This is a genomic window from Streptomyces sp. SAS_270, assembly GCF_052543295.1.
In genome coordinates, this window is record NZ_JBMNDS010000085.1 from 20,290 (window position 1) to 45,435 (window position 25,146).

17 protein-coding genes and 4 pseudogenes are annotated in these 25,146 nt (G+C 68.4%); 12 read left to right on the forward strand and 9 right to left on the reverse strand.

Going from position 1 to position 25,146, the window contains the following annotated elements; translation table 11 throughout:
* Nucleotides 1–7 precede the first annotated feature (7 nt).
* Nucleotides 8–640 carry a TetR family transcriptional regulator gene (locus tag ACN6LB_RS37845; protein ID WP_445029809.1) on the forward strand — a complete coding sequence of 211 codons (633 nt, stop codon included), beginning with the start codon at nt 8–10 and terminating at the stop codon, nt 638–640.
* Between the two features lie 130 nt (nt 641–770).
* Here the strand turns inward: ACN6LB_RS37845 and ACN6LB_RS37850 are convergent, their stop codons facing one another.
* The 3 genes from ACN6LB_RS37850 to ACN6LB_RS37860 all read right to left on the reverse strand — a co-directional run bounded on the left by ACN6LB_RS37850 (nt 771) and on the right by ACN6LB_RS37860 (nt 6,267).
* Nucleotides 771–1,772 (reverse strand): ArsR/SmtB family transcription factor, encoded by a 1,002-nt coding sequence (locus ACN6LB_RS37850; RefSeq protein WP_445029810.1) that lies wholly within the window; start codon nt 1,770–1,772, stop codon nt 771–773.
* A 528-nt stretch (nt 1,773–2,300) separates the two neighbouring features.
* On the reverse strand, nt 2,301–5,819 hold the full coding sequence (locus tag ACN6LB_RS37855; RefSeq protein ID WP_445029811.1) for a hypothetical protein: 3,519 nt from the start codon (nt 5,817–5,819) through the stop codon (nt 2,301–2,303).
* A gap of 40 nt (nt 5,820–5,859) precedes the next feature.
* Nucleotides 5,860–6,267 carry a hypothetical protein gene (locus tag ACN6LB_RS37860; protein WP_445029812.1) on the reverse strand — a complete coding sequence of 136 codons (408 nt, stop codon included), beginning with the start codon at nt 6,265–6,267 and terminating at the stop codon, nt 5,860–5,862.
* 222 nt (nt 6,268–6,489) lie between these two features.
* On the opposite strand from ACN6LB_RS37860, the gene ACN6LB_RS37865 reads away from it, so the two are divergent.
* Both ACN6LB_RS37865 and ACN6LB_RS37870 read left to right on the forward strand, forming a co-directional pair.
* Nucleotides 6,490–7,418 (forward strand): IS5 family transposase gene (locus tag ACN6LB_RS37865; protein WP_445029813.1). Its coding sequence is split into 2 segments (ribosomal slippage): nt 6,490–6,885 and nt 6,888–7,418, totalling 927 coding nucleotides; the frame shifts between segments, so codons are not numbered across the junction.
* Between the two features lie 51 nt (nt 7,419–7,469).
* Nucleotides 7,470–7,601 (forward strand): annotated as a pseudogene (locus tag ACN6LB_RS37870) (DDE-type integrase/transposase/recombinase); the annotation flags it as partial.
* 147 nt (nt 7,602–7,748) lie between these two features.
* On the opposite strand, the gene ACN6LB_RS37875 reads toward ACN6LB_RS37870, so the two are convergent.
* Together ACN6LB_RS37875 and ACN6LB_RS37880 are read right to left on the reverse strand one after the other, a co-directional pair.
* Nucleotides 7,749–8,177: a hypothetical protein gene (locus ACN6LB_RS37875; RefSeq protein WP_445029814.1), complete on the reverse strand. Its 429-nt coding sequence runs from the start codon at nt 8,175–8,177 to the stop codon at nt 7,749–7,751.
* Nucleotides 8,178–8,188: 11 nt separating this feature from the next.
* The gene (locus tag ACN6LB_RS37880; RefSeq protein ID WP_445029815.1) at nt 8,189–8,617 is read right to left on the reverse strand and encodes a hypothetical protein; all 429 of its coding nucleotides are present in this window, start codon (nt 8,615–8,617) and stop codon (nt 8,189–8,191) included.
* Between the two features lie 682 nt (nt 8,618–9,299).
* On the opposite strand from ACN6LB_RS37880, the gene ACN6LB_RS37885 reads away from it, so the two are divergent.
* Nucleotides 9,300–12,197 carry an AfsR/SARP family transcriptional regulator gene (locus tag ACN6LB_RS37885; protein ID WP_445029816.1) on the forward strand — a complete coding sequence of 966 codons (2,898 nt, stop codon included), beginning with the start codon at nt 9,300–9,302 and terminating at the stop codon, nt 12,195–12,197.
* A gap of 40 nt (nt 12,198–12,237) precedes the next feature.
* Here the strand turns inward: ACN6LB_RS37885 and ACN6LB_RS37890 are convergent.
* Nucleotides 12,238–13,169: pseudogene (locus ACN6LB_RS37890) on the reverse strand (IS5 family transposase).
* A 496-nt stretch (nt 13,170–13,665) separates the two neighbouring features.
* On the reverse strand, nt 13,666–14,805 hold the full coding sequence (locus ACN6LB_RS37895) for a PucR family transcriptional regulator (protein ID WP_445029817.1): 1,140 nt from the start codon (nt 14,803–14,805) through the stop codon (nt 13,666–13,668).
* An 86-nt stretch (nt 14,806–14,891) separates the two neighbouring features.
* On the opposite strand from ACN6LB_RS37895, the gene ACN6LB_RS37900 reads away from it, so the two are divergent.
* The 3 genes from ACN6LB_RS37900 (at nt 14,892) to ACN6LB_RS37910 (ending at nt 17,833) form a co-directional block, all read left to right on the forward strand.
* Nucleotides 14,892–15,947, forward strand: a complete 1,056-nt coding sequence (locus tag ACN6LB_RS37900; RefSeq protein ID WP_445029818.1) for a ferredoxin reductase — start codon at nt 14,892–14,894, stop codon at nt 15,945–15,947.
* A 7-nt stretch (nt 15,948–15,954) separates the two neighbouring features.
* The gene (locus ACN6LB_RS37905) at nt 15,955–17,073 is read left to right on the forward strand and encodes a fatty acid desaturase family protein (protein ID WP_445029819.1); all 1,119 of its coding nucleotides are present in this window, start codon (nt 15,955–15,957) and stop codon (nt 17,071–17,073) included.
* A gap of 316 nt (nt 17,074–17,389) precedes the next feature.
* Nucleotides 17,390–17,833: an adenylyltransferase/cytidyltransferase family protein gene (locus ACN6LB_RS37910; RefSeq protein ID WP_445029820.1), complete on the forward strand. Its 444-nt coding sequence runs from the start codon at nt 17,390–17,392 to the stop codon at nt 17,831–17,833.
* Between the two features lie 159 nt (nt 17,834–17,992).
* Here the strand turns inward: ACN6LB_RS37910 and ACN6LB_RS37915 are convergent, their stop codons facing one another.
* Nucleotides 17,993–19,912: a hypothetical protein gene (locus ACN6LB_RS37915; RefSeq protein ID WP_445029821.1), complete on the reverse strand. Its 1,920-nt coding sequence runs from the start codon at nt 19,910–19,912 to the stop codon at nt 17,993–17,995.
* Between the two features lie 306 nt (nt 19,913–20,218).
* On the opposite strand from ACN6LB_RS37915, the gene ACN6LB_RS37920 reads away from it, so the two are divergent.
* The 3 genes and pseudogenes from ACN6LB_RS37920 (at nt 20,219) to ACN6LB_RS37930 (ending at nt 22,283) form a co-directional block, all read left to right on the forward strand.
* The gene (locus ACN6LB_RS37920) at nt 20,219–20,989 is read left to right on the forward strand and encodes a calcium-binding protein (RefSeq protein WP_445029822.1); all 771 of its coding nucleotides are present in this window, start codon (nt 20,219–20,221) and stop codon (nt 20,987–20,989) included.
* A gap of 153 nt (nt 20,990–21,142) precedes the next feature.
* Nucleotides 21,143–22,009, forward strand: a pseudogene (locus ACN6LB_RS37925) (DEAD/DEAH box helicase family protein); the annotation flags it as partial.
* Nucleotides 22,010–22,079: 70 nt separating this feature from the next.
* Complete coding sequence (locus ACN6LB_RS37930) at nt 22,080–22,283, forward strand: helicase associated domain-containing protein (RefSeq protein ID WP_445029823.1); 204 nt, start codon at nt 22,080–22,082, stop codon at nt 22,281–22,283.
* Nucleotides 22,284–22,384: 101 nt separating this feature from the next.
* On the opposite strand, the gene ACN6LB_RS37935 is transcribed toward ACN6LB_RS37930, so the two are convergent.
* Nucleotides 22,385–23,128 carry a TetR/AcrR family transcriptional regulator gene (locus ACN6LB_RS37935; protein WP_445029824.1) on the reverse strand — a complete coding sequence of 248 codons (744 nt, stop codon included), beginning with the start codon at nt 23,126–23,128 and terminating at the stop codon, nt 22,385–22,387.
* 332 nt (nt 23,129–23,460) lie between these two features.
* On the opposite strand from ACN6LB_RS37935, the pseudogene ACN6LB_RS37940 reads away from it, so the two are divergent.
* Both ACN6LB_RS37940 and ACN6LB_RS37945 read left to right on the forward strand, forming a co-directional pair.
* A pseudogene (locus ACN6LB_RS37940) lies at nt 23,461–23,751 on the forward strand (carboxylesterase family protein); the annotation flags it as partial.
* A gap of 40 nt (nt 23,752–23,791) precedes the next feature.
* Nucleotides 23,792–24,904: a carboxylesterase family protein gene (locus ACN6LB_RS37945; protein ID WP_445029825.1), complete on the forward strand. Its 1,113-nt coding sequence runs from the start codon at nt 23,792–23,794 to the stop codon at nt 24,902–24,904.
* The last annotated feature ends 242 nt before the right edge of the window (nt 24,905–25,146 follow it).

Here is a 25,146-nt window from a genome sequence, read left to right on the forward strand (position 1 = left end):
TGGCCCTATGCCCAGCCCGAAAGCCGACCCGACCTCCCTGCCCGCCGCTCCGGAAAGCGCCGACTCCACCCGTGAGCGGATCGTCGCCGCGGCCACGGACGAGTTCGCCCGCCACGGAATCGCCGGCGCCCGGGTGGACCGCATCGCCAAACAGGCCAGGACCAGCAAGGAGCGCGTCTACGCGTACTTCCGCGGCAAGGAGGCGCTCTACGCATACGTGTCCCTGCTTGAAATGGCCCGGGTAGCGCAGGCCACCCCCATGGACCCGGCCGATCTGCCGGGCTACGCGGGCCGCCTCTACGACCACTTCACGATCACCCGCCCCGACCACCACCGGCTGATCACCTGGGGGCGCCTCGAACTCGCCGGCACCGCCGCTTCGTCCAGCGCTGACACGGTTCGGGACACCATCGCCGGCAAGATCGGCCAGTTGCGCGACGCGCAGCGGGCAGGTCGGCTCGATCCGGCCTGGGACCCGGTCGACATCCTCGCCCTGGTCAACCAGATCGCCACCACGTGGGCGGCCCAGACCGAGATCGGCGCCGTCGCGGCGGAACACGCCACGGATCCGTCCCCTGCCGCTCGCCGCGTCGCCGTGGTCACCGCCGTCGAACGGCTCTTCCCCCGTGTGACCCGGTGAGCTGATCGGCTCTGTACGTCCACGACAGCGGGCGCGGCGACGGCGACCGCGCAACAGGGCCACGCCCTCTCGGGAATGCCGCGGCGGGTCCTGACGCCCTGGAAGGCACCGTTTCGACCCGGTCGTCCCGTCAGGTCAGGGGGTGCCGCTGGTCCAGCAGGGCGATGCCCAGCGACGTGACAGCGTGGACGACCGCCTTGCCCTCGCGCCGGCTGGTGACCAGGTGGGCATTGCGCAGCACCGTCGCGTGGTGGCTCGCGGTCGCCGGTGAGATGTTCAGGCGGCGGGCCAGCTCCGTGGTGCCGCACCCGTCGACGGTCTCTCTCAACACCGCGGCCCGGGTCCGCCCCAACAGGTCGTCGAGTGACGGGGTGGTGGACTCGCCGGTGCCCTCCCACAACGCGGTATCGAGTGACGTGGTCCTGACGGTGGGGACGGCCAGAATGGGTGCCCGGGCCGGGTCCAGTGGCGCTTGCAGAAGTTCGACCTGTTGCGTGGAGAACATCGTCGGCGCGATGACGAGACCTCGCCCGTTCAGGTGGATGTCCGCATCGCGCGGGTGGACCACTTCGAGCACGGGCGGCCGCCAGCGGACCAACGGACCGCAGAGCGTGGTGAGGAGTTGCTCGACTCCGCCGTCGGCCATCGTGCCCACGTACGCGGCCCGGACCTCGCTCAGACGCGAGCGCACACTGCTCCAGTAGGGGGCGACAGTGGCGCTGTGACAGGCCCGCAGTGCCAAGGCCACCTGGCGGCGAGCTTCCCGGTCGCCGCCGACCAGGTTTCGGGCCCAGGAGCGATGCGCGGGATGGAAGTCGATGTTCTCCAGTTCCAGGCGTATCAGGGCACGGGGAGCCGCCATCAGGTTGTCCACCGCCTCGTCGATGGACGCCGTGTCTCCCATCAGGCTCATCGCGTCGACCAGCGGACCGCGCAGGGGCATCAACGCGGCCAGTGGACCGGCTTGGCCGCCCAGCCGTCCACGTACCGATACGTGCCAGCGGCGGAAGGCAAGCGAGGTATCGCGGTCCTTCAACAGCTTCACACTGTCGAACGTCTCCGCCGCCACGCCGATCGTCGTGGCCACACGGGTCCGCGCCAAGTCCTCCGCTGTGAAGTGAATGCGTTTCACCGAGCACCCCGTCCTACACGTCCCTGTTGCGCTCACAGCAGTCTCAGTTCCGGACGCAAGTCACGCAATGATCAAACAGGCCACGGCCGGTCGACCCCGGGGGGCGGCGCTTCCATCTCTTCGGGCGGCGGTGAGGTCGTGAGTCGAGCCGGGCAGAGTAGTCGCCCGAACGGATCGGTCAGAACCTGGACGTTCATGCCGTGGCAACCAGGGCCTCGACGGGCTTCGCGGATGTAGCGGTAGACGGTCCCGATGCCGAGCTGCCGGCTGGCCGTAGGTGTCACCGCACGCAGATGGGCATGGGCAACAAGCCTGTCGCGCGGCGGGAGCACCGCCACCGCGCCCCGATCTCCCGCCGCCTGGCCACCAGTTGCCCGGCCCAGGAACCGAAAAGTGCGGCTGGACAGACCAATCGAGCACTCAGTGGCCGTGTGGGGCGGGGAGCAAGAGTGGGTGAAGGCGGTGGCGTCGCAGACGATGGGTGGTTGCTCCGCTCCATCACCCCGGCCACCTCGGTGCTGTACGCCCTCACGCTGGGAGGGTCTCGTGCAGTCTGGTGAGCGTTTCCTGAGCGATGTCCGTGAGCACTTCGGGGGACATGGTGGCGAGGGCTCGGACCGTTCGCTGCCATCTGCCCGTCTGCAGCGCGTGCGCAACGAGCCTGCGCGCTTGTGTCGGGGCTGCGTACTCGGCCATGCCCACCAAGGCGTCCGCGCGGTAGGCGGGTTCGGCGAGGTTCCAGGCGATCTCCTCGGCATGGGCGATGTCTCCTGCGGCCGCGCATGCCGGTGCCACCGTCGACCACGTCCAATCCGCCATCTCGTGATCCCACCCCAGGCCCGCCGAGTCCCGAGAGCGAAGCAGTGCATCGGTGAACCCGGCCATGATGGCCTCGGCGTCGAGGGCCGCGGCTCTTGCTCGGTCGGTGTCGCCCGTATCAGCCCATGCCCGAGCGACCTCCGAGAGTTCCCGGGCTCGCTCCAACGGGTCTGCGGCATCCCTCGCGCATTGATCGGCCCGCCGCAGCAGAGCGGTGGCACGATCGGCGTCGCCCGCCTTGGCTGCCGCCCGCGCCACACCTGCCAGTGTGTGGGCTACCACTGCCAGGGCGTGTTCTGGTGAGTCGGCCATGGTGATGCTCAAGGCGAGTTCCTCGGCGCGGTCGAAGTCACCTGTCCGGGCAGCCGACCAAGCAACCTCCTGCCACGCCCAAGGCAGTCCGTCACTCTCCGAGATGTCGGACAGCATGTCTTCGGCGCGGTCGAAGTCCTCCAGCCTCCCCCAGGCCATAGCGATCTCCTTCTGAGCGCTCGCGAGTTCCTCAGGATCTGTGATGGTCCGGGCGGCCTTCTCCGCCCGCTGCACCACCTCGGTCGCGACAACCGCTCCCCCTGTGCGGCTCAGCGTCCGCACCTGGTTCTTGGGTTCGGGTATCCGGTTCGCCAGATCCCAGATGCGTCGGGCGATCACTTTCGCTTCAGCCATATGTCCCGATGCAGCCAGCGCGTCCACCACTGCCTCGAGGTCCCAGAGCATTCGGCTGGGCTTGGTGCTTCCGCGGGCGAGTTGCTCGGCCATCCTGCCTACGGCCCTGGCGCGGGCAGCTTCTCCTGCCTCGGCCCACGCGCACGCCACCCCGGCCATCTCCCGTGCCCGCTGACGAGCATCGGTGATGATTTTGGTGGTCTCCTCGGCGCGTGCGATCTCCCCTGCTTCGGTCAGGGTCTGCACCACTTGAGCCGTGGCTCTGTCCACGGCGTCAGAGTCCCCCGAGCGGTGCGTCGAACGGCTGATGCTCCGGATGATCTCCTCGGCGCGGTCGAAGTCACCTTTCTTGGCCCATTCCGGGGCCACCGCGGCCAGATCCAGCAACCGGGTCCGCGGATCGGTGATGCTCCGGGCAACTTGCTCGGCTCGGCCCGGGTCCCCGACAGCTCCCCAGGCCCGAACGACGTGCCCCCAGGCCAGACTCTCGTACGCATCGCCCGTGGTGATACTCCTGGCGATGTGCTCGGCCTCGGCAGCCACCGCGTGGGCGCGCTCGGCGCGACCGGCCTGCGCCCACGCCTTCGCCGCATTGCCCAACTGCCCTGCGAAATGGTCCAGTCTGACGTAGGTCGCCCTGCTCCTCGCGAGATTCTCCATTCGCTCGGCAACCGTTGCGGCTCGCCTGTCCAGCCCCACCGCCGCCAGCGTCGAAGCGGCCCGCGCCAACGCCCAGGGCCCTTGGAGCGGGTCGGTGATGCTTTGCGCGATGGTCTCGGCCCTGCGTGCCGCTGCCCTGGCCCGGATTGCGTCCGTCCCGGCCAGTGCCTCCGCGATTTCCTGCTGCGCTCGCACCATCCCCAGCCGGTCTTCCGCGCTGACGCTCCGGGCTGTTCGCTCGGCGAAGTCGATATGGCCCGCCTCGGCCGCCGCTCGTGCCACGCCGGCCAGGGCGCTGGACCGATCCAGGAGGTCGGCGATCGCCGCGGCGACTTTGTACGCTTCCTCGTGGTAGCCGGCCTTCGCGACCGCGATGGAGACATCGATGAGCCCCGAGGACGCGCCCCTGTCCGACACAGGAACCGTCGCCGAGAACGTGACCACTTCCTCGACCAGCGTGTGCACGTAAGCGTCCTCTTGCCGGTCGTTCAAGGCGCGGATAACAGCGGCCAGTGCGACGAGTTGAGGACCACGATGAGGAATGGACCGGGCGAGTGCCTCGGCGCGTTCGGGCTTCCCCGTCAGCGCCCATACAGCCGGCAGGTTGGAGGGGATGTCGCTGTTGCGGCCGGTGATCTGTTCTTTGCGCACTGACAACAGGGTCAAGGCGCGCAGGTCGGGCTCGTTCCGGCTGAGGAACCCGTCTTGCGTGGCGCTGATTTCACCAAGCGCGGCGACATCGCCGCCGGTCACCTCGAACAATCGGTCGTGTCGTGCGACGTCCAGAGCGCAATCGGCCATCCGGGACAGATCGCCATCGGCCTGCAGCATGGAGAAGTAACCGCGCAGCAGGTATTCGGGAGTATCCGTGGGCCAGCTCAGCTCGCGGTAACGCTCGGCCCAGACATGGAGCTGCTCACGGTATTCCTGAATTCCTTCTCGGCCGAATCCTTTGACTGCGGCCTGCTGGAGCTCCTCATGACCGAGAAGATAGATCTCACGGGACCCCACGGATCTGATGGGGCTGGCAACTGATGTACGTGTGATCACCCGCCCCGACGAGGAGCGAAGCGTCTCCTGGACTTCGCTCAGTCGGCGGTTCGTGAGCTCGGAGAGATCTTCTCCGTCGAGGCCGCCCCCGGCCGCGGCGATCAGGCCCAGCAGTTCCTGCTCGGTCTTGTCTCCCTGCAGCAGGCGATCCAGCTGGGGTTCGGCGGCGATGCGAATGCCCTCGGCGTGCACCGACGGCGCCAGGATCTGCTCGGAGGGACGGAGCGGGTGCCCGGGGGGCACGTCGGCGGGGATGGAGCGGCCGGACGCCACGATGCGTACGCCGGCCGGGGGCCGGTGAGGCAGTAGCGCGGCGATGCTGTGTTGGGCGGCTCCGGTGTCCTCGTCCAGCCCGTCCACAACCACTACGAGGTGCTTTCCGCGCCCCCTGCACGCCCTGGCCGCCGCGTCCAGCAACTGCAGGAAATACGCCGGTCGACTCTCGGGGACGAGGTTCGCCGGTATGGGCTCGCCAAGAAGCGTTGCCAACTGTTCGATGACGACGTTCAGGAAGGCGCCGTGATCGCTTTGCCCTGGGAAGCGGCGGGTGATGAAGAACGAGACAATCTCCGCCTCCTTCGGGGGGTCGAGGACGAACGAGGACAGCAAAGCGGTCTTCCCCGCCCAGGGACCCGCCTTCCAGAAGAGGTAGTCGTGCGACGGCTCGGACTCACAGCAGAAGGCTGTGAGCTGCCTCAGTTCCTTGTCCCGGTCCTTCAGTTCCTCGGGGGCGATCTGTCGCACCAGATAAAGGTATGGCGACCGGGCACGCTGCCGTTCGCTCGGGTAATGATTGATCTGCGTGCCGTGTACCAACACTCCCTTGGAGCCGGTGATCTCGATTTGGTTCACGGTCTCGTCGGGATCATTGTCCCCACCGCCGACGGGAACTTCAGTCCCTCGGTGTGTCACCGGATGCTCCTCCGGCGTTGAAGAAATTGATCTGCGACCCCTGCCCCGCGTGCACGCCTTGGGAGTTATGGACGTGCACCACGCCGATTCCGGCACCGGGACCGCTGCCGTTGACTTCCCGCAAGAACGCCTCCGCCGCAGCCTGAACCTGCACGTCCCGGTCGGCGCCGGACATGACAAGCGCTTCTCGGAGCGATTCGTCGTCGATCCCGGATTCCCCGCCCATCACGGGCAGTTCAAGGTCCTGGTCCCCGCGTGAGTCGAGGCGACGCTGAACCGCAACGCGCAACCTCTCGTACGCCTCCCGTACCGCACTGCTGGCGGACTCCGACAGTCCCGCCGCAGCTCCCGCCCCCAGCGCCGCAACCACCAACTCGATCTCGTTCATCGCCGCTCCTCGTCCAAGAACGAATCCCTCTCGCTCGTGCCAGGGCGCACGAAGGTCGCCGAGGCAGCCAGTGTTGCATCGACTACGGCAGTCGTGTGCGGGCTTGCCAACGAACGGAGCCATTGAGCGTTCTCCAACTTGCCAGTTGGGGTGGGCAGTTGGGCTAGGCGCTGTTTCTCGGATCTCCCTCCGCGGGTGGGGTGTTGGGGGCAGGCTGACTCCATGGGACGCGGAGACCTGACGAATGCGGAGTGGGATCGGCTGGAGTCGTTCTTACCTCGCGGTGGTGCGCGTGGGGGCCGGTGGAGTGATCACCGACGGGTGATCAACGGGGTGTTGTACCGGGTCCGTACAGGGGTTCAGTGGCGGGATCTGCCCGAGCGGTTCGGGCCGTGGGAGACGGTCTACAAACGCCATCGTCGCTGGTCGGCGGACGGTACCTGGCAGATGCTTCTATCCATGGTGCAGGCCGCCGAGGACGCCGCGGGGCGGATCGACTGGGACGTGTCCGTCGACTCCACGGCGGTGCGGGCTCACCAGCACGCCGCCGGCGCAAGCAAGGCGCCGCCCGCCGCGGTTCAAAAGGGGCTTCGCCCGGGGACGAACCAGGTCGATCCGGTGCTTCGGAAACTGGCCGTCCGGCTGGAGGAGGTGGTCAGATCGGGGAGTGCCTGGGACGCTCCCGCGGCGGCTTCACCACCAAGATCCACCTCGCAGCGGACGGACGATGCCGACCGCTCGCCGTTCTCCTGACGCCTGGGCACTACGGTGACGGCCCCCAACTGCAGCCCGTCCTGAAGCAGGTGTCGGTACCCCGCAGCGGCGTCGGCCGGGCTCGCAGCCGACCCGACCACGTCCTGGCCGACAAGGCCTACGCATCCCGCGAAAACCGCCGCTACCTGGGACGACGCGGCATATCGCACACCATCCCCGAACGACTCGACCAACGCAGACACCGACGCAACCGCGGTTCCCGAGGTGGTCGGCCCACCGAATTCGACCGCGAACGCTACAAGAAGCACAACACAGTTGAACGTGCCATCAACCGTCTCAAAGGCTTCCGCCCGGTCGCCACACGCTACGAGAAACGGGCCTACACCTACCTCGACACAGTCACCGTCGCAGCCCTCATCATCTGGCTCCGCACATGATCCGAGAAACAGTGCCTAGTCCAGCGGGACTTCACCGCACCGGCGCCGAACCGGTTGTGGGTCACCGACCTGACGATGATCGCCACCGGCGAGGGCCCGTTGTGGCTGTCCGCGATCCGCGACGCGTTCTCGCGGCGGGTCGTGGCCTGGGAGACGTCCGCCCGCGCGGACGCCGACCTGGTCCTCTCCTCGCTGCCCGCGACCCGCGGTCTGGATGCACGGGCCAAGGCAGACAAAATGACCTGCGGCAGGTCCCTCGGACCGAGGGACCTGCCGCAGGAAGACCGACCAGATCGGCGGGCTATGCCCATTGGTATTGGCTCGCGGTTTTTACCAACTGGAGCCACAGTCCCGCATCTGAGACGACCCCTTGTAGAGACAGACCATCACTGTCGGATGTTTGGCGTTGTACACCGAAGCGGTGGTCAGCGCGGTGCTCTCCCCGTCTCCTGCAATGCTTCCCAGCTTGAAGTATTCTCGCTCGCCAGTGGCGCAGTCGGTGTAGGCAAGCCAAGCGATGGCTCCGCTGCCGTCAGCGTCCAGGTCCCAGAGTTTTCCGCTGGTGACCCAGAGCCTGGAGCACCTGGAGAAGTCATCGGAACTCGTGTTGAGATTCCCCTGCCCCCATGCTCCGGAGTAGCCATCATCCGTCGAGTGCAGACCGAAATGGCGGGAGTAGGCCTGCGCCGCTGTGGCCGTGATGAACAGGGTGGCGACAACGACCCCGAGCGTTGCGATCACTTGGGCAATTCGTTTCATCGTTGTCCCCCTCAGGTCCTGCAGTCGATCCACTTGCCGCCATCCGTCGAAGATTTGCACAGCATGAACCGAGGGAGCTTGGCGTTGTAGACAGGGCTGGTGCTGAGCTGGACGTCGCCCCCGTAGTGGGCCTCACCGATCACCTGGTGCTTGATCTTGCCGGTGGCGCAGTCGGTGTACATGAGGTACCCGACGACTCCGTACCCGTCGTTTGCATCGCCGTCATGCAGGTACTGGTATTGCGTGCTGTTCACCTTCGCGTAGGAACAGCCTGTGTTGGAGGACGAGCCGTGCGAGATGTAACCGCTCATCGACCCCCAGTCAGCAATGATCTTGTTTTCCCACGTGCCGGCACTCGCTGAAGCCGCCTGCATCATCACTGCCGTGACGGCAACAGCACACGGCAGGAGCGCTTTCTTCAGCCAGACTGGTCGTGCCATTTGCGACACCCCCTGGTTTTCCTGTCGGCGGCATCTTGAAGAAGACGCCGCTCTGCGGAGTCAGTACTTGTTTCCGATCCTGTTTTGCGAGGCGTACTGGGGATCGGCCTCCGCCGACATCTCTGCACGGCGGAGGCCGATCCCGCTCCCCCCTTGAAGCGCGAGCCCCGTGACCGTCCGGCAGTGCCTCGTCAGACGGTGCTTCTCGGGGCCCGCGACATCGAGTTCAGCGGCCGGCGCATTGTTCGGCAGGGATGACCCAACGGCCAAACAATGGCCGGGCGCGATCTTTGCGGGGGCATGAGGGGTACGTAGGCTGCGTCTGTATCTCGCCCGGGGCGCCGCTGCTGATCTGGTGGGCCTCTGCGTGCTGCTGGGTCGGGGCCTGCGGTTCGGTGTTCGCGAAGGCACCGGTGGTCGGCCCCGGGGCCATCACTACGGCGCATACAGCGGTGCCGAGAGCGAGTGCGGAGCGCTGGGTGTGGTCATGCTCAACATTTCCTTCCAGCTGGCGGGGCAAGAGGGCTGGTGCCCCTCGTTGTCAGGGGCGTTGAACACACGGTGTGGCGTGAACGTGGGCAGGAACCTTGTGAAAACCTTGCTTCACTGGTCAGCGTGCGTCGGCTGGCGCGCGCCGCAGCCCGGTGCACGGGATGGTGCAGAGTGACTTCGGGGGCAGTGCATGATGGATTTTCTGCTGTTGGGCACGGTTGAGTTACAGGGCGCGGATGGCGCGGCCGTGGATCTGGGTCCGGCCAAACAGCGCACGGTCTTGGCGGCGTTGCTGGTGGATGCGGGCCGCTGGGTGGCGGTGCAGACGCTGATCGACCGGGCCTGGGGGGAGCATGTGCCCCTTAAGGTGCGCCCCTCCCTCTATGCACATATTGCCCGGATACGTCGGATGTTGGCCAGCATGACAGCGCCTGTCGATGCGAGCGCGGGCGGCACTGACGCAAGGCCGCAGCTGCGGCGCGGTCCCGGCGGGTACCTGCTGGACGTGTCGTCCGGCCGGGTCGATGCGCACCGGTTCCGGCACCTGGTCGACCAGGCCCGAGACGTGGGCCGTACGGATGCCGAACGGGTGGTGATGCTGCGTGAAGCGCTGGGCTTGTGGCGCGGTGAGCCGCTAGCGGGGCTTGCCGGTGCGTGGGCGGAGCGCACCCGGCACAGCTGGCAACAGCAGCGCATCCAGGCGGTGCTGGCGTGGGCTGAAGCCGAATTCCGGGTGGGCCATCACGCGGGGGTGATCGATGCGCTGACCAGTCTGGTCGCTGAGTATCCGCTGGTGGAACCGCTCACCGTGGCGCTGATGCGGGCGCTGCAGGCTACCGGACGTGGCCCGGAGGCCCTGGCTTGCTACACCGTGCTGCAGAAACGGCTGGCCGAGGAGCTGGGAGCGGACCCGGGTGCCGAGGTGCAGCAGGTGCATCAGGCGATTCTGCGCGGCGAATTCGCGCCGCCCACGGCTGGCGGTACGCTGCCGCCCGCCGAGGCGGGATCCGGCCACCCGGTTCCGGCGCAGTTGCCGTTGGAGGTACGGGGGTTCACCGGCCGACAGGAGGAACTGGCCCGGCTGGACGCGATCCTGACCGAGGCCGCGCAGCGGCCGGCCGCGGTGGTGGTGTCGGGGACGGCGGGGGTGGGCAAGACGGCGCTGGCGGTGCACTGGGCACACCGGGTGGCCGAGCGTTTCCCGGACGGCCAGCTGTATGTGAACCTGCGCGGCTTCGACCCGTCCGGGTCGGCGGTGACGCCCGATCAGGCGGTGAGGGGCTTCCTCGACGCTATGGGCGTGCCGACCCAGCGCGTCCCGGCGGACCTTCAGGCGCGGGTGGGTCTGTACCGGAGCCTGCTGGCCGGGCGGCGGGTGCTGGTGGTGCTGGACAACGTCCGCAACACTGACCAGGTCCGCCCGCTGTTGCCCGGCGCTCCTGGCTGCCTCGCCGTGATCACCAGTCGCAACCAGGTCTCGGGACTGGTCGCCGCCGAGGGCGCCCATGCCGTTGTCCTGGACCGGCTCTCACCGGCCGAGGCCCGCGACCTCCTGGCCCGTCGGCTCGGCGAACACAGGGTGACGGCCGAACCGGACGCCGTTCAGGAAATCATCACCCGGTGCGCCAGACTCCCGCTGGCCCTGGCCATCGCCACCGCCCGCGTCGCCGCAAACCCCGGCTTCCCCCTCAGCGCTGCCGCCGCGGAGTTACGCGACAGCCACGGCAGCCTCGACGCTTTCGACGGAGGCGATCTCACCACCAACGCACGGGCTGTCTTCTCCTGGTCCGACCACGCCCTGACGGCCCCGGCCGCGCGCCTGTTCCACCTACTGGGCCTGCACTCCGGGCCCGACCTCTCCGCACCCGCCGCGGCCGCCCTGGCCGGGCTTTCGCTCCGTCAGACCCGTGGCCTGCTCGTCGAACTCACCCGCGCTCACCTGCTCACCGAGCACGCATACGGCCGCTACACGCTGCATGACCTGCTGCATGTCTACACCGCCGAACGTGTCCTCGTGGCCGAGACAGCGGCAGAGCGGGACCGCGCCCTCGAGCGGCTCCTCACCTGGTACCTGCACACCGCCGACGCCGCCTATCCGTTCCTCGCCCCGCACCGCCGGCGGGTTCCCCTCGACCCCCTGCCCGCCTCCTGCCACCCTCTGGCGTTCGGCGCCTACGACCAGGCCCTTGACTGGTGCGAGAACGAACGCTCCAACCTCGTCGCCGCGGTCCACCAGGCCGTCGCGGCCGGACGGGCGGGCATCGCGTGGCAACTGGCCGCCGTCTTGTGGGGGTTCTTCTATATCCGCGGCCATCTGCACGACTGGCTCGACACCACGCGAACCGCCCTGGACGCCGCCCGCGACGCCCACGACCGCACAGGCGAGGCATACAGCCTCGGCGATGTGGCCTGCGCCCTGACGCAGCTACGCCGGTTCGACGAGGCGATCGACCACTTGCGGCAGCTGATGACCCTCGGACGGGAACTCGGGGACACCTACTTCCGCTACCAGGCCCTGGTCAACCTCGGCTACTCCTACCGTCGCATCGGCCGGCCGGACAGAGCCGTCGAGTACTGCCGTCGGGCACTGGCCATCCACCGGATACTCGGCGAAACCTGGGGCCGCGAAGGCACCATCCTGAACAACCTGGGTGACGCATATGAGCAACTCGGCCGGTTCGACGAGGCCATCGACTGCCTAGAACAGGCACTGACCGTCCTGCGCGCCATCGGCGACCGCTGGGGCGAAGGCGTCGCACTCGACATCCTCGGCACTGTCCACCACCAGATCCGGCGCCACGACGACGCGCTCGCGTACTACCGTCAGGCACTCGACACACATGCGGACATCAGCAACCAGTGGGGACAAGCCCACGTACTCGGCAACCTTGGTGACGTCCACCTGGCCGCCAGCGCTCCGGACGCGGCCCGCACAAGTTGGCAGCAGGCGCTCACGATCCTCAACCAGGTCAACCACCCGGACGCCGAGGAGATACGGGCCAGACTCCGCCGCCTCAACGAACCCCGGCCCGACCCATGGCCGGATCCCGCCTCAGACCGGGAAACGAAGCCCACGACCCGACCCTGACATCGGGCGTTGCAACGACCACTAGGCGCTGTTTCTCGGATCATGTGCGGAGCCAGATCATGAGGGCTGCGAAAGTGATGGTGCCGAGGTAGATGTAGGCGCGTTTCTCGTAGCGGGTGGCGACGGCTCGGAAGCCCTTCAGCCTGTTGATGGCGCGTTCGACGGTGTTTCGTTTCTTGTAGCGCTCGCTGTCGAAAGCGGTAGGCCGACCGCCTCGGTAACCGCGGTTGCGGCGGTGCTGTTGCTGGTCGAGGCGTTCGGGGATGGTGTGCCGGATTCCACGTCGTCGCAGGTAACGGCGGTTGCTTCGGGACGTGTAGGCCTTGTCCGCCAGGACATGGTCGGGGCGGGTGCGTGGCCGTCCGACTCCGCTGCGAGGCACGGACACCTGTTCCAGTACGCGCTCGAGCTGGGGGCCGTCGCCGTAGTGTCCGGGTGTCAGGACGAGGGCGAGTGGCCGGCATCGCCCTTCGGCGGCGAGATGGATTTTGGTGGTGAAGCCGCCGCGGGAGCGTCCCAGGCATTCGCCGATCTGACCACCTCCTCCAGTCGGACGGCCAGTTTCCGAAGTACCGGATCGGCATGGTTCGTCCCTTGACGGGCCCCCGTTTGAGCAACCGCGGCAGGCGGTGCCTTCCTCGCGCCGGCGGCGTGCTGGTGAGCTCGCACCGCTGTGGAGTCCACCGACACGTCCCAGTCGATCCGGCCGGCGGCGTCCTCGGCGGCTTGGACCTTCGACAGCAGCATCTTCCAGGTCCCATCCGCTGACCAGCGGCGATGACGCTTATAGACCGTCTCCCACGGCCCGAACCTCTCCGGTAGGTCCCGCCACTGCACACCGGTCCGCACCCGGTACAACACCCCGTTGATCACCCGCCGGTGATCACTCCACCGGCCACCACGAGCACCACCACGCGGTAAGAACGACTCCAGCCGATCCCACTCCGTGTTCGTCAGGTCACCGCGTCCCATTCATCCAGCCTGACCCCAACACCTTGCTCGCGTAAGGAGATCCGAGAAACAGCGCCTAGGGAGTTGGGCTGACAGACCGGTGAAGCCCCTGGTAGACGGGTGTTCCACCAAGAAATCCGTCTCCACCAGAGGCTTCGTATGCTTCTCCACCGTCCGAGCACCGACGTGCCCAGCTCTGCCCAGCTCTGCCTTGCGCTTCCTGTCCGCCGAACTGCGCCACCACCGCAGGGAGTTCGGTACCCGAGGGTGACGCTTGAAGGCAGGCCGGCAAACCCTGCTCACGTGCGCCCACTTGCGTAAGGTCGCTCGTACGCTCAGCTCGCCGCGGGGTTCGGCACCGGGACCGCCGCCGCACACCGCTACATCACCTCTGCGGCCACCACGCCCCCAGTCTCACCCGGCTATTACTGCTCTTCCCCGGGCCGCATGAGCCAGCTGACGGCACCGAGCACGAGGCATGGACAGCTGGACCGCTCGCGGATGGTCGAAGAACGCGTCAGTTGCCCCGAAGACCGACCGCCAGCGTCAGTTCAAGGACCCGGTGCGGCGATGCGAGATCCGGGAACAGCTCCCGCAGCTGCGACATCCGGTACCGGACGGTCTGGGGATGGACGAACAACGCCGCCGCCACCTCCTCCCGCCTGCCCTGGTGCAGCAGCCACGCCCGCAACGTCTCCTCCAGCCGCCGCGCGGTCGCGTCAGGCAGGGTCCGCAATGGTGCGAGGGCTCGGGCACGCAGGTCCGCGAACGCCTCCACGTCGGCGCTCAGCACCAGCTCGGGCAGGTGGTCCTCGGTGTCGCGGATATCAGAGGAGAGGGAGCGCGCGCGTACGGCTCGTGCGTAGGAGGCGGACGCACGAGTCCATGGCCGGGCGGGCCCGACCACGGCGGTGCGGTCGGTCAGCCGCCGCAGGAGATGTGATCGGTCGGCATCGGGGACGAGCAGCACGCCAAGGGCGTCCGGCAGATCGTCGAGGACGAGGGTGCTCGGGTCGAGGGTGCGGTACGCAGGCCGGGCCTGGGCGGCGGGCAGCAGGACCGCGGTCAGCGAAACCGGAGGCTGCCACCCGGCCCGTTGAGCAGAGGCCAGCAGCACGTCCGGGCTCGCGCCGGTGAGGAGGTCGCGGGCCAGGTGCTCCAGGTGGCGTTCATGAGCCCGGCCCCGAGCTGCCAGTTCGTCGGCGTGGCCCGCGGCGCTCGCGGCAGAGAGCTCGTCGATGTAGGCGAAGGTCAGCTCGGCGAACTTGGCGACCTCGGCGGCGGGCAGACCGGCGGGTACGGCACCCGCTGCCAGGCATCGCCAGGCCACGCGGGCGCCGACACGGTAGGCGCTGAGCAGGGCGTCCATCGAACGGCCGTCGCGCACTTCGCCGCGGCCCAGCTCGTAAGCCGCGTCACCGGCGTCGGCGCCCGTGACATTCCCGCTCGCGAGATCCAGGTAGTGCCCCAGGGCGGTGCGGACGGCTCGTCGGATGGTGGCGCCCATGCGGCCCGAAAGGGCGTTGGCGTAGGGAGGGACCTCGTCGATGATCGCCTGAACGATTTCGTCGGCGGTGGTCCTCAGCGCGGCCCGCAGCACGGTGACCGTCGTCTCATCCAGGGCCAGCTCGGTGGCCTTGCGGATTGCATGGCTCATCTTTTGTTCCCTACGAACAATTCAGTCGACCAGATTTACGTCCTGCGGTCAGGACTTTACGCCTTGAGGCGCAGCAAGCTGGAGCCATGACGAGTGCAGCCCTCCGCAGTAGGGCGTGGAAACTGCTGGAGATGGTCACGACGCCGCTGCTGCCGTCGGATTACCTCGACCTGGTCAGCCCGCTGCGTGCGGGCGCTGACCTGCGGGGGCGCATCGAGGCCGTGCACCCCGAGACGGGTGACGCCGCGACCATCGTGATCAGGCCGGGACGGGGCTGGCGCGGCCACACGGCCGGTCAGTACGTGCGGATCGGGGTCGACGTCGACGGGGTGCGCCTGTGGCGTGCCTACTCGGTCACCTCGCCGACAAACCGCCCGGACGGCCGCGTCACGATCACCGTGAAGGCGATCCCGGACGGCAAGGTCAGCAACCACCTGGTCCGCAGGGCGAAACCGGGCACGCTGATCCAGCTCGACCAGGCGACCGGCGACTTCGTGCTGCCGCAGGCCAAGCCCGCCAAGGTGCTCTACCTGACGGCCGGCAGCGGCATCACGCCCGTGATGGGCATGCTGCGCGACACCGAGTTCGACGACGTCGTCATGGTCCACTGCGCGCCACAGCCACACGACGTGATCTTCCGCAACGAACTGCACGACCTGGTCGCGGACAAGAAGCTGCGTCTGACCGAGTTGCACACCGCCACAGACGGCATGCTCGACATCGCCCGTCTCGACGAACTCGTGCCCGACTGGGCCGAGCGCGAGACCTGGGCCTGCGGGCCCGCGGGCCTGCTCGACGCCGCCGAAGAGCACTGGACCGAGCACGGCGTCCAAGAGCGCCTGCACACCGAACGCTTCCGCCCCAGCATCGTCGTCACCGGCGACGGTGGCGAGGTCACGTTCAGCACCACCGGCAAGACCGTCGACGCGGACGGCGCCACGCCGTTGCTGGACGTCGGCGAGGAGGCCGGCGTGCTCATGCCGTCCGGGTGCCGCATGGGCATCTGCTTCGGCTGCGTCACGCCGCTCAAGGCGGGCGCCGTTCGCGACCTGCGCACCGGCGAGATCACCGAGGCCGAGCCGGGCGTCCTCATCCAGACCTGCGTGTCCGCCGCGGCGGGCCCCTGCGACATCGAACGGTAGGAGCACCTTGACCGCCATCGACCCCACCGCCCACCTGACCGCGGAGCAGATCGAGGAGCTCGGCCGCGAGCTGGACGCGATCCGCGACGAGGTGATCGCCGCCCGCGGCGAGAAGGACGCTGCCTACATCCGCAAGGTCATCTCGGCGCAGCGCAGGCTCGAGCTGGTCAGCAGGGGCGTGCTCCTGTTCTCGATCTTCCCGCCCGCGTGGCTGATCGGCACCGCCGGTCTGTCCGTGGCAAAGATCATGGACAACATGGAGATCGGCCACAACATCCTGCACGGCCAGTGGGACTGGATGCGGGACCCGAAGATCCACTCCACCACCTGGGAGTGGGATCACGTCTCGCCGTCCGAGCAGTGGAAGCACTCGCACAACGAGCTGCACCACACGTACACCAACGTGATCGGCAAGGACAACGACCTCGGCTACGGCATCATGCGCGTCGACGAGGACCAGAAGTGGCACCCGTTCCACCTCGGCCAGCCATTGTGGAACTTCCTCAACGCCTGCTTCTTCGAGTACGGCATCGCGGCGTACGACCTGGAGCTCGGCAAGAACCTGCACAAGCGCCGCCGCAACAGCCCGGAGTTTCGCGCGCGGGCCAGGGCCGTGGGCCGCAAGATCCGCAAGCAGGTCCTCAAGGACTACGTGATCCACCCCCTGCTGTCGGGCCCGTCGTTCCTCCCCACCCTCGCCGCCACGTTCACCGCGAACCTGGTCCGCAACATCTGGACCCACTCGGTCATCATGTGCGGGCACTTCCCCGAGGGCGTACAGGTCTTCGAGCGCAGGTCGATCAAGGGCGAGACGCGCGGCCAGTGGTACCTGCGCCAGATGATGGGCTCGGCGAACATCAGCGGCAGCAAGGCCATGCACTTCATGACCGGCAACCTGTCGCACCAGATCGAGCACCACCTGTTCCCGGACCTGCCGAGCAACCGGTACGCCGAGGTCGCGGTGAAGGTGCGCGCGTTGTTCGAGAAGTACGAGCTGGAGTACGTCACCGGACCGCTGCCCAAGCAGGTGTTCTCCGCGTGGCACAAGGTCTTCCGGCTCTCGCTGCCGAACAAGAAGCCCCAGGTCAAAACGCCGGACCGCGAGCGGGAACTCGTCGCGGCCTGATCCCGTACCGGCGGCACCACCGGTTCGGTGAGATCCGTTGCCGACGGTGGGCGACCGCGACGGCAGACCCCGTAACGACACTGGATCCGAGGCAGACGCGGACGGCGCGACGCCGCTGATGCCGAGCACTCGGTTTGCCGACGGGCTGGCTGAGTGGGACGCATGGGGCTGTGACGTGGACACTGCCGGAACCAATGCTCGCCGCCCCTGTCTCCGACCCTGCTCTGCTGCCAGGGTGGGCGGGCGAGCGGAAGTTGCGGACAGGGTTTACATCTCGCCGTTGGCCAGCCGGACGATGCGGAGAGGAACAACAGCCGTGGCCGACCATGCTGAGACGAGCAACCAGACGAATGTCTACGTCGACATGGTGGGTGATCTCTTCCACCCGGGACACGTGGCGCTCCTCAAGGCCGCGCGCACCTTCGGAGAACGGCTGATCGTCGGCGTGCTCTCGGACGAGGTCGTGACCGAGTACAAGCGACGACCCATCATGACCCTGGCCGAGCGGGTCACGGTGATCGAGGCATGCCGATACGTCGATGCAGTGATACCGAACGCTCCGGAACGCGTGACGACTGAGTTCCTGGACGAACACGACATCGCGGTGGTCGTGCACGGGGACGACATCTCGCCAGATGCCATCGATGAGGTCTTCGGGCCGGTGGCCGCTGCGGGGAAGTTGCAGCTTGTGGAGTACACGGCGGGCGTCTCTACCACCGACCTCATTCGAAGATGTTTGGCGCGAGGGGTTTCCTCGTGATCTTCGCGTGATGCCGCTCGGCGGACGCGGGTCTCTGCGGTACAGGACACACGGCGCCGCGACATCACCCGTTGGACCGCCGCTGGGTGGCAGGGGTCCACTGCGGCGTGCCGGAGTTCGGCATCGGACCGCCACGGCCTCAGTGCGGGGTGTCGGTGTTCAGCGCGGCGCTGCCATGGCCGCTTCGGCCGCGGACAGGATGCGGTGCAGGACGGGGAGTGGGATCGCCGGGTTGGTGACCGCTGCGCATGCCGTGTCGCGGTCGTGCAACAGCCCGGCCAGGACGCGGGCCGGCAGCCGCGGATTGCGCACCGCGGTGTCGCGGACGTGGGCCTGCGGGTCGTTCAGCAGCCGCATCGCGTCGGCCGGTGACAGCCGGGGGTCCTCAGCCGCGCGGCGACGCACCTCGGCTTCGGGATCCCGGGCCAGGCGTGCGACGTCGGCCGGTGTCGACTCCGGATCGTCCAGGGCCAGGCGGCGCATTCGCCCGCTGGGGTCGGCGGCGTAGCGCAGCAGGCCCGCACGGGGGAAGTTGGGATGGCTGCGGGGCCGGTCGGGGTGGCTGAAGCTGCCGTCCCACCAGCGCCAGACTTCCAGCAGCAGGTCGGCCGGCGCGTCCTCACACGATTCGGCGAGGAACAGACGGACCACCCGGTCCCCGTCCCGCGACAGGCGCGCCACAACATCCGGCGGGAGGTGCCGGGCTCGAGCAACACTGCGGCGGATCAGCGGGTGGGACGACGCGGCGAGACGGCGCATTGCGTCGGCGTCGCCGTGCAGGGCCTCGACCCAGGGCACGGTGTGCGACATCGACGTCGGGTCGAAGTCATGGCGAACCGTGGCACGTTGCTCCTCGGTAAGGTCGGGGCGCAGCGCCACCGCGGAGCGGATGTCGTCCTGCGGGTCCTCCGCCAGCGCGGCGACGCCAGGCCGGCCCAGGCCCGGGTTGGCGGCCAGCGCCCGACGTACCTCCGCGTCCCCGTCCCGGACCAGCTCCGCCTCCAGCCCGGGCGTGAGCCGGCACCGTTCCAGGGCTCGCCGTGGGTCCGGCAGCGCGGCGAAAACCTCGCGAGGCATGGGTACGCCGGTGTGGTGGGCGAGCAGCGCAGCCGTTCGCACCGCGTAGTCGGTGTCGGCGAGCAGCCGCTCCCGCAGCGGCGCAGCGAGGTCTTCCCACCGGGCACAGGCCGCCGCCCGCACACGGGGATCGGTGTCGGCCGCGAGGGCAGGGAGTTGCTGTGCGGGGAGCCCCGGGAGTTCGGCGGCTTGCGCGCGGGACGGGCCGGCGAGGAGGTCGTCGTACAGAGCCTCGGGGAGTTCGGCGCCCCAGAGGCAGGCGCGCTCCGCCCAGAGCACGCGCCGGTTGGGCGACGGCTCGGCGCGGACCAGGTGTACCCACTGGTCGGACGTGAGCTTGGGCCGGAAGGTGTCGGCGGGCCTTGACCGCACCCGCGGATCGGGGTGTGCCAGGGCGGCGTCGAGGACGGCGGGCCGGTCGCATCCGTGCAGGAAGCCGTCCTCCACATCCAGCAGCCGGATCAGCAGTTCGTCCGTCGCGGTCGAATTGAACCCGATGCCCTCCGCCCAGTGCAGAGGCCACGCACGTCGGCCGGGCACCGCCGCCCATACCTCGGCGCGCTCGACCTCCGTCTCGCGCCCGGCGGCCGCGGCGGCCTCGTCCAGCCGCTGCGGCAGTCGGTCGAGGGCCGTCACCCGAGGCCCGCCCACGTCGGGCACCTCCGCCAGCAGCACCTGCCCGTCGAGGGAGAGCGCCACGAACCCGGGGTCGCCGGTCAACTCCGGCACGCTGCTACCGGCATGCCGGACCCGGGTCCACCAGGAGTCGTTGCCGCCGATCCGGTGCCTGAGGACGGCCACCAGGAACTCGCCGTCGACATCGCAAAGACGGCGCCACCACGCGGCATCGAGCCCTTCCCGGACCACGCCGTCCGGCGCCGCGATCCCCCGCGCGATCCGCCAGCCGGCCTCCGGCGGGAACAGGCTGCCCGGGCACACCTCCTCGACGACCGTGAGTCCGGCGCGTGCGAGTAGCTCGTGGAGTTCCTCTTGGTGCTGCACGCGGTCATGATCCCCGCCGGATCGTGGTGCGACAAGGTCCTCAGTCCAGGCCCAACCGGCATCGGTGAGGCCGGGCCCCAGCTTCAGTGCGGATCGCGTCTACGACGGCGGCGCCTGGACGGCCGCGGCGCGCCCGGCGGCGCGGTCTACGTGACCTACGGCGCAGACATGTTGGCGCCCCTTACGGGAGGGTGCAAAGGACCGCGGTCGTCGTACCCCGGGCGGCAGTTGTGACGACCGGGCGCATACGATGCGCCCACCCCGGAGCGACGCGGGTTCCGTCGTAACTCGACCTGTGAGGAAGCCATGCGCATATCCGTCCTCGGTGCCACGATCGGCGCCCTGGCAGTCACCGCTGTCGGTGTGCCGGTCGCTCATGCGGACGGCGCGCCGCCGGTCATCCTCGATGTCACCGTCAATGGCGGAAAGGACGTGGTGATCGGCACCTCCACCAAACTGATCACCGCCACGGTCACCGCGAGCGACGCAGCCACGATCACCAACGGCTCGGTGACGCTGTTCCACGGCGGCACCGACATGAACGACGACGAGTTCGACGCCGTCCTCCGCGCGACCAAGAACCAGGCGTCCTGCTCCCGAGTGAGCGGTCACACCTGGAAGTGCAGCCTCCTCATCAACGGCAATCCGACCCTGATCAAAAATTCCGACGCCGGAACCTGGCACGTCTATGCCCAGGCATACGCCGGCCCCAGCTCGTACACGACACTGACTCCCGATCCGGCCCTGCGTGTACTGCGAGCGTCGAAGCTGACCGTGAACGCGTCCCCGGAGCCGGTGACGAAGGGCAGGACGATCACGGTCGCCGGGAAGCTCTCGCGTGCCTGGTGGTACGACGAACTCGCGTACCACGGATACGCCGGCCAGCCGGTCAAGCTGCAGTTCCGCAAAGCGGGGACGAGCACATACAACACTGTCAAGTCCGTGCACACCGACGCGTCCGGCACGCTGAGGACGACGGTCGCCGCCTCCACAGACGGCTACTGGCGCTACTCCTTCGCGGGCACCTCGACGACGGCCCCCCTCACGACGGCGGGCGACTACGTCGACGTTCGATAGCGGGATGCACGGCCCGCCCGGCGAGCGGCACTCTGGCTATCCCTGCCGCGGCGCCCGGCATCAGCCCCGGCACCGGCCGCTCCTACGTCGACCATGCGCTGGACTTCTCTTCTGACGAAGCGCCGCATTCCACAATGAGGAGACCATGGCGGCATGACAGTGAAGTTGCGTGACCACCAGATCGAGGCCGTTGCCGCCATCGTGCGCGGTCTCGATGTCCCGCCGGGCGGTATCCCTCTTCATGGGCTGCGCGGGCAGGTGCACGCCGCGTGCGGGACGGGGAAGACGCTCATGGCGGCCGCGGCGGCGAAGCGGCTGGTGCCCAGGGGGCGCGTCCTGGTGCTGGTGCCGACGCTGGATCTGCTGGCGCAGACGGTGAAAGCGTGGCACGAGGCCGGGCACAAGGGGCCGGCGGTTGCGGTGTGTTCACTGCAGGACGATCCGGAGCTGTGGAGTCTGAAGGTGCGCTGCACGACTAACCCGGTGCAGTTGGCGCTGTGGCACGGCCAAGGGCCGGTCACCATCTACGCGACGTACGCCAGCCTGGGTGTGCTGGCTGAGGCCTTCGAAGGCACGTACGGGCAGCAGTTGGCTCCGGTGGACCTCGCGGTGGTCGATGAGGCGCACCGGACGTCGGGTTCGATGGGTAAAGCGTGGGCGGACGTCCACGATCAGACGGTCATCCCGGCGTACCGGCGGTTGTACATGACGGCGACGCCGCGGATTTGGCAGGAGCGGCCGAACTGGGAGGTTGCTGAGGGGGTGCGGGTGGCGCTGGCGCAGGAGATGGCGGCGTCCATGGATGACGAGGCCGTGTTCGGGCCCGTGTTGTACAAGCTCAGCCTCGCGTCGGCGGTCTCGCGCGGTCTGCTGGCGCGCTACCAGATCATCGTGCTGGAGCTCAAGGGCCCGGTCGTCACGCCCGAGCTGCTGATGGGCGAGGAGCGGCGCAGCGAGGAAGTGCGCGGTCAGCGGCTCGGGACGCTCCAGGCCGCGCTTCTGCACACCATGAGCCGGCATCAGGATCACGCCGCTTCCCTCGGAGCAGGAGGCGCCCGCCAAGGCGGCCTCCGGCACCTTCGAGAAGGGCGTGGCGGCCCTGGCGCAGTACAAGACCCGCACCGGTACCGTCACCGTCCCCAGGGGACACGTCGAGACGATCGTGGTTGACGGCCAGGAACACCCTGTGAAGCTCGGAGTGTTCCTGTCGAACAGCAAGAGCCGCCGTGCCAAGCTCACCGCCGACAAGCTCCATGCGCTGGCCGCGCTCGGGCTCGAGTGGGCGGCAGCCTGATCATGGGTTTTCCCGGCTGAACCGGGCCGTGCCGGCAACACGACAGCCCCTCCGTGGTTTCGGCTGCCATAGCTGTGATTTCCCGCTCGTTGAGGCGCAGTTCAGCGGGCCTTCGTTCGTTGAGCGATCAGGACCTCGATTCCGTCCAGGATCCGGGTCAGGCCGAAGTCCACGTCGTCGTCGCCGATGGCGTCGTCGTATTCGTTGTGCGTCATCATGGACGCCAGAATCGGATATCCGTGCTCATGCAGGAGCGGTTGAAGGAACCGTGTCACGGCGGCCGACTGAACCGGCGCCGCACTGCTGTTGCGTACGTCGCGGCGGGCACTGGCGATGCGCCGCGCGTAGCCGTCGAGCAGCAGCGCGCACCCTAGCGATTCGGCAGAGCTCAGCCCGGCGCCGGTGAGTGCTTTGAGCAGCACTTCTGTCCAGCGCAGCAGGTTCGGGGTCGCGGGCGCCCCTCGGATGGGCAGGTCGGGCAGCCACGGATGGATGTCGCATCGCTCGATCATTGCCCTGGTCCACCTGGCGGCCGCGGCTCGCCACTGGTCCGTGCCGGTTTCCAGGTCCGGCGCCGGGCCCCAAGCGGTCTCGGCGGCGAGCACCAGCAGTTCGTCCCGCGAGCTGACGTACCGGTAGATCGCGTTGGCGGTGAGCCCGACCCGTCTGGCGATGTTCGGCATGGACAGGGACGCGAAGCCTTCCTCGTCGGCGAGCCCGACAGCTGCGTCGACGATTGCCTCGACGCTCTGCGACGGCTTCCGGCCCAGTCGCCCCGTCTTGCTGGTCAGCCCCCAGGCCAGGGCGAGGCCAGGTGGCAGCCGCTCTTCGTCACTAGTCGGCATCGGGCTCATCTCCATGTCTCGTCCACACGGCATTGACTTTGTGGGTGCCTCACACTTTATATTAGCGTGGACCCCACACGAACTGTTTGAGGATGTGAACGCCCGTGAATCCCTTAGGCCCGGACCTCTCACCAGGGCAGCGCAGGTCGCAGGTCACGGCGCGGCCGCGGCTACGGGCCCTGCTGACCGCTGTGCTCTGCGGCGCCATGATCAGCGGCGCAGCCGGATCCTCGCAGGCAGCACATCACGCCGAGGGTGACCAAGGCGGTCCTGCCACCGTGGTCAGGACGGACGCCGGATTGGTCGAAGGCCGCTTCGGCACGGACACCCGGATGTTCCAGGGGATCCCCTACGCCGCCCCGCCGGTCGGACAACTGCGGTGGGCATCGCCCCAGCCGGCCGTGTCCTGGCCAGGCGTACGGACCGCGACCGAACCCGGCAACCGGTGTGCACAGGCAGCAGGGCTCATCGACCAGCCGAGCAGCAGCGAGGACTGCCTCTATCTGAACGTCACCACGCCTCTGCGCAGCAGCGCCCGCAATCTGCCGGTGATGGTGTGGGTCCACGGCAACGGCTTCATCAACGGCGCCGGGAGCCTCTACGACACACAGCGCCTGGCCGGCAGGGGCAAGGTGATCGTCGTCAGCTTCAACTACCGGCTCGGTGTCTTCGGATTCCTCGACCATCCCGCGCTCGACCACGCTGGCCAAGCACCTGTCGGGCAACTTCGGCCTGGAGGACCAGCAGGCCGCGCTGCGGTGGGTGAGGCGCAACGCGGCGGCATTCGGCGGCGACCCGGCGAACGTCACGCTCTTCGGCGAGTCGGCCGGCGGCACCAGCGTCTGCGCGCATCTCGTGGCGCCGGGGTCAGCGGGCCTCTTCCACAAGGCGATCCTGCAAAGCGCCCAGTGCACGGGACGCAAATGGTCACCGGGTCCGGCGACCTGGTTCCCGCTGCCGCGCGCGGAGCGCGAGCAGCACGGGCTTGACGTAGCGGCCCAGGTCGGCTGCTCCGACCTCCGGACAGCAGCGGCCTGTCTGCGCGCCGAACCCGTGGAGGAACTCCTCAAGTGGTCCGACTACGGACTCGGATCCGGACCCACGGTCGGCGCCGGCATACTGCCCGTGAGCCCCGAACAGGCCTTCGCCACCGGCCACTTCAACCGGGTCCCCGTCATCCAGGGAACCACCCGGGACGAACATCGTCTGTTCACCGCGGCCATCGAAGCCGTGACCGGCCAGACGACGACCGACACCGGCTACCGGCAACAGATCCGGACACTCTTCACCCCGACCGACGCGGCCCGCGTCCTGGCCCGCTACCCCACCGACCGCTTCCACTCCCCTGGCGAGGCGCTGTCCGCCGTCATCAGCGACTGGGCCTGGGGGTGCACGGTCCTCGACCGGCACCAGGCCCTGGACCGGCAAGTGCCGACCTACGCCTACGAGTTCGACGACGACGAAGCTCCCTGGTTCAGCACCCTCAAGAAACCCAATTTCCCCACCGGAGCGTTCCACGGCAGTGAACTGCAGTATCTCTTCGCCGACGAGCAGCTCCCCGGTCCGGCCACACCCGCTCAGCACCAACTCGCGGACACGATGGTGCGCTACTGGGCCCAGTTCGCCTACACGGGCGACCCGAACGGCCACGGCGCGGCGCCCTGGCCCCGCTTCGGAACCGGGCGGCACGTCCAGTCGCTGCAACCGGGGAAGACGGAACCGGCCGATCTCGCCCAGGAACACCAGTGTGGCTTCTGGAAGACCATCGGCAGCTGACGGCTTCCACGGCGCCTGTCCTCCCTGGATCCGCGGCCCGTCGGTCTGCGGCAGCTCCTACCCGCAGCAGCAACTCTGTGGGCAGTCCCAGCCCGGGGGAAAACCCCCGGGCAGAGTGGGGGCGGCCATGAGTGACGTGGCTCTGAGGGGCCACGAAGTTTCCGGACAGGGATCCAATAGGGTTGTCCTGAACAGGAAACGAGGAAGAAGTGGCGCCACCCAGCAAGTACTCGCCGGAGTTC

Excerpts from the sequence above, each read along its gene's own strand:
- ACN6LB_RS37845 (WP_445029809.1), top strand. The coding sequence starts at position 8 with ATGCCCAGCCCGAAAGCCGACCCGACCTCCCTGCCCGCCGCTCCGGAA.
- ACN6LB_RS37895 (WP_445029817.1), bottom strand. The coding sequence starts at position 14,805 with ATGAGCCATGCAATCCGCAAGGCCACCGAGCTGGCCCTGGATGAGACG.
- ACN6LB_RS37885 (WP_445029816.1), top strand. The coding sequence starts at position 9,300 with ATGATGGATTTTCTGCTGTTGGGCACGGTTGAGTTACAGGGCGCGGAT.
- ACN6LB_RS37880 (WP_445029815.1), bottom strand. The coding sequence starts at position 8,617 with ATGGCACGACCAGTCTGGCTGAAGAAAGCGCTCCTGCCGTGTGCTGTT.
- ACN6LB_RS37935 (WP_445029824.1), bottom strand. The coding sequence starts at position 23,128 with ATGCCGACTAGTGACGAAGAGCGGCTGCCACCTGGCCTCGCCCTGGCC.
- ACN6LB_RS37900 (WP_445029818.1), top strand. The coding sequence starts at position 14,892 with ATGACGAGTGCAGCCCTCCGCAGTAGGGCGTGGAAACTGCTGGAGATG.
- ACN6LB_RS37920 (WP_445029822.1), top strand. The coding sequence starts at position 20,219 with ATGCGCATATCCGTCCTCGGTGCCACGATCGGCGCCCTGGCAGTCACC.
- ACN6LB_RS37875 (WP_445029814.1), bottom strand. The coding sequence starts at position 8,177 with ATGAAACGAATTGCCCAAGTGATCGCAACGCTCGGGGTCGTTGTCGCC.
- ACN6LB_RS37860 (WP_445029812.1), bottom strand. The coding sequence starts at position 6,267 with ATGAACGAGATCGAGTTGGTGGTTGCGGCGCTGGGGGCGGGAGCTGCG.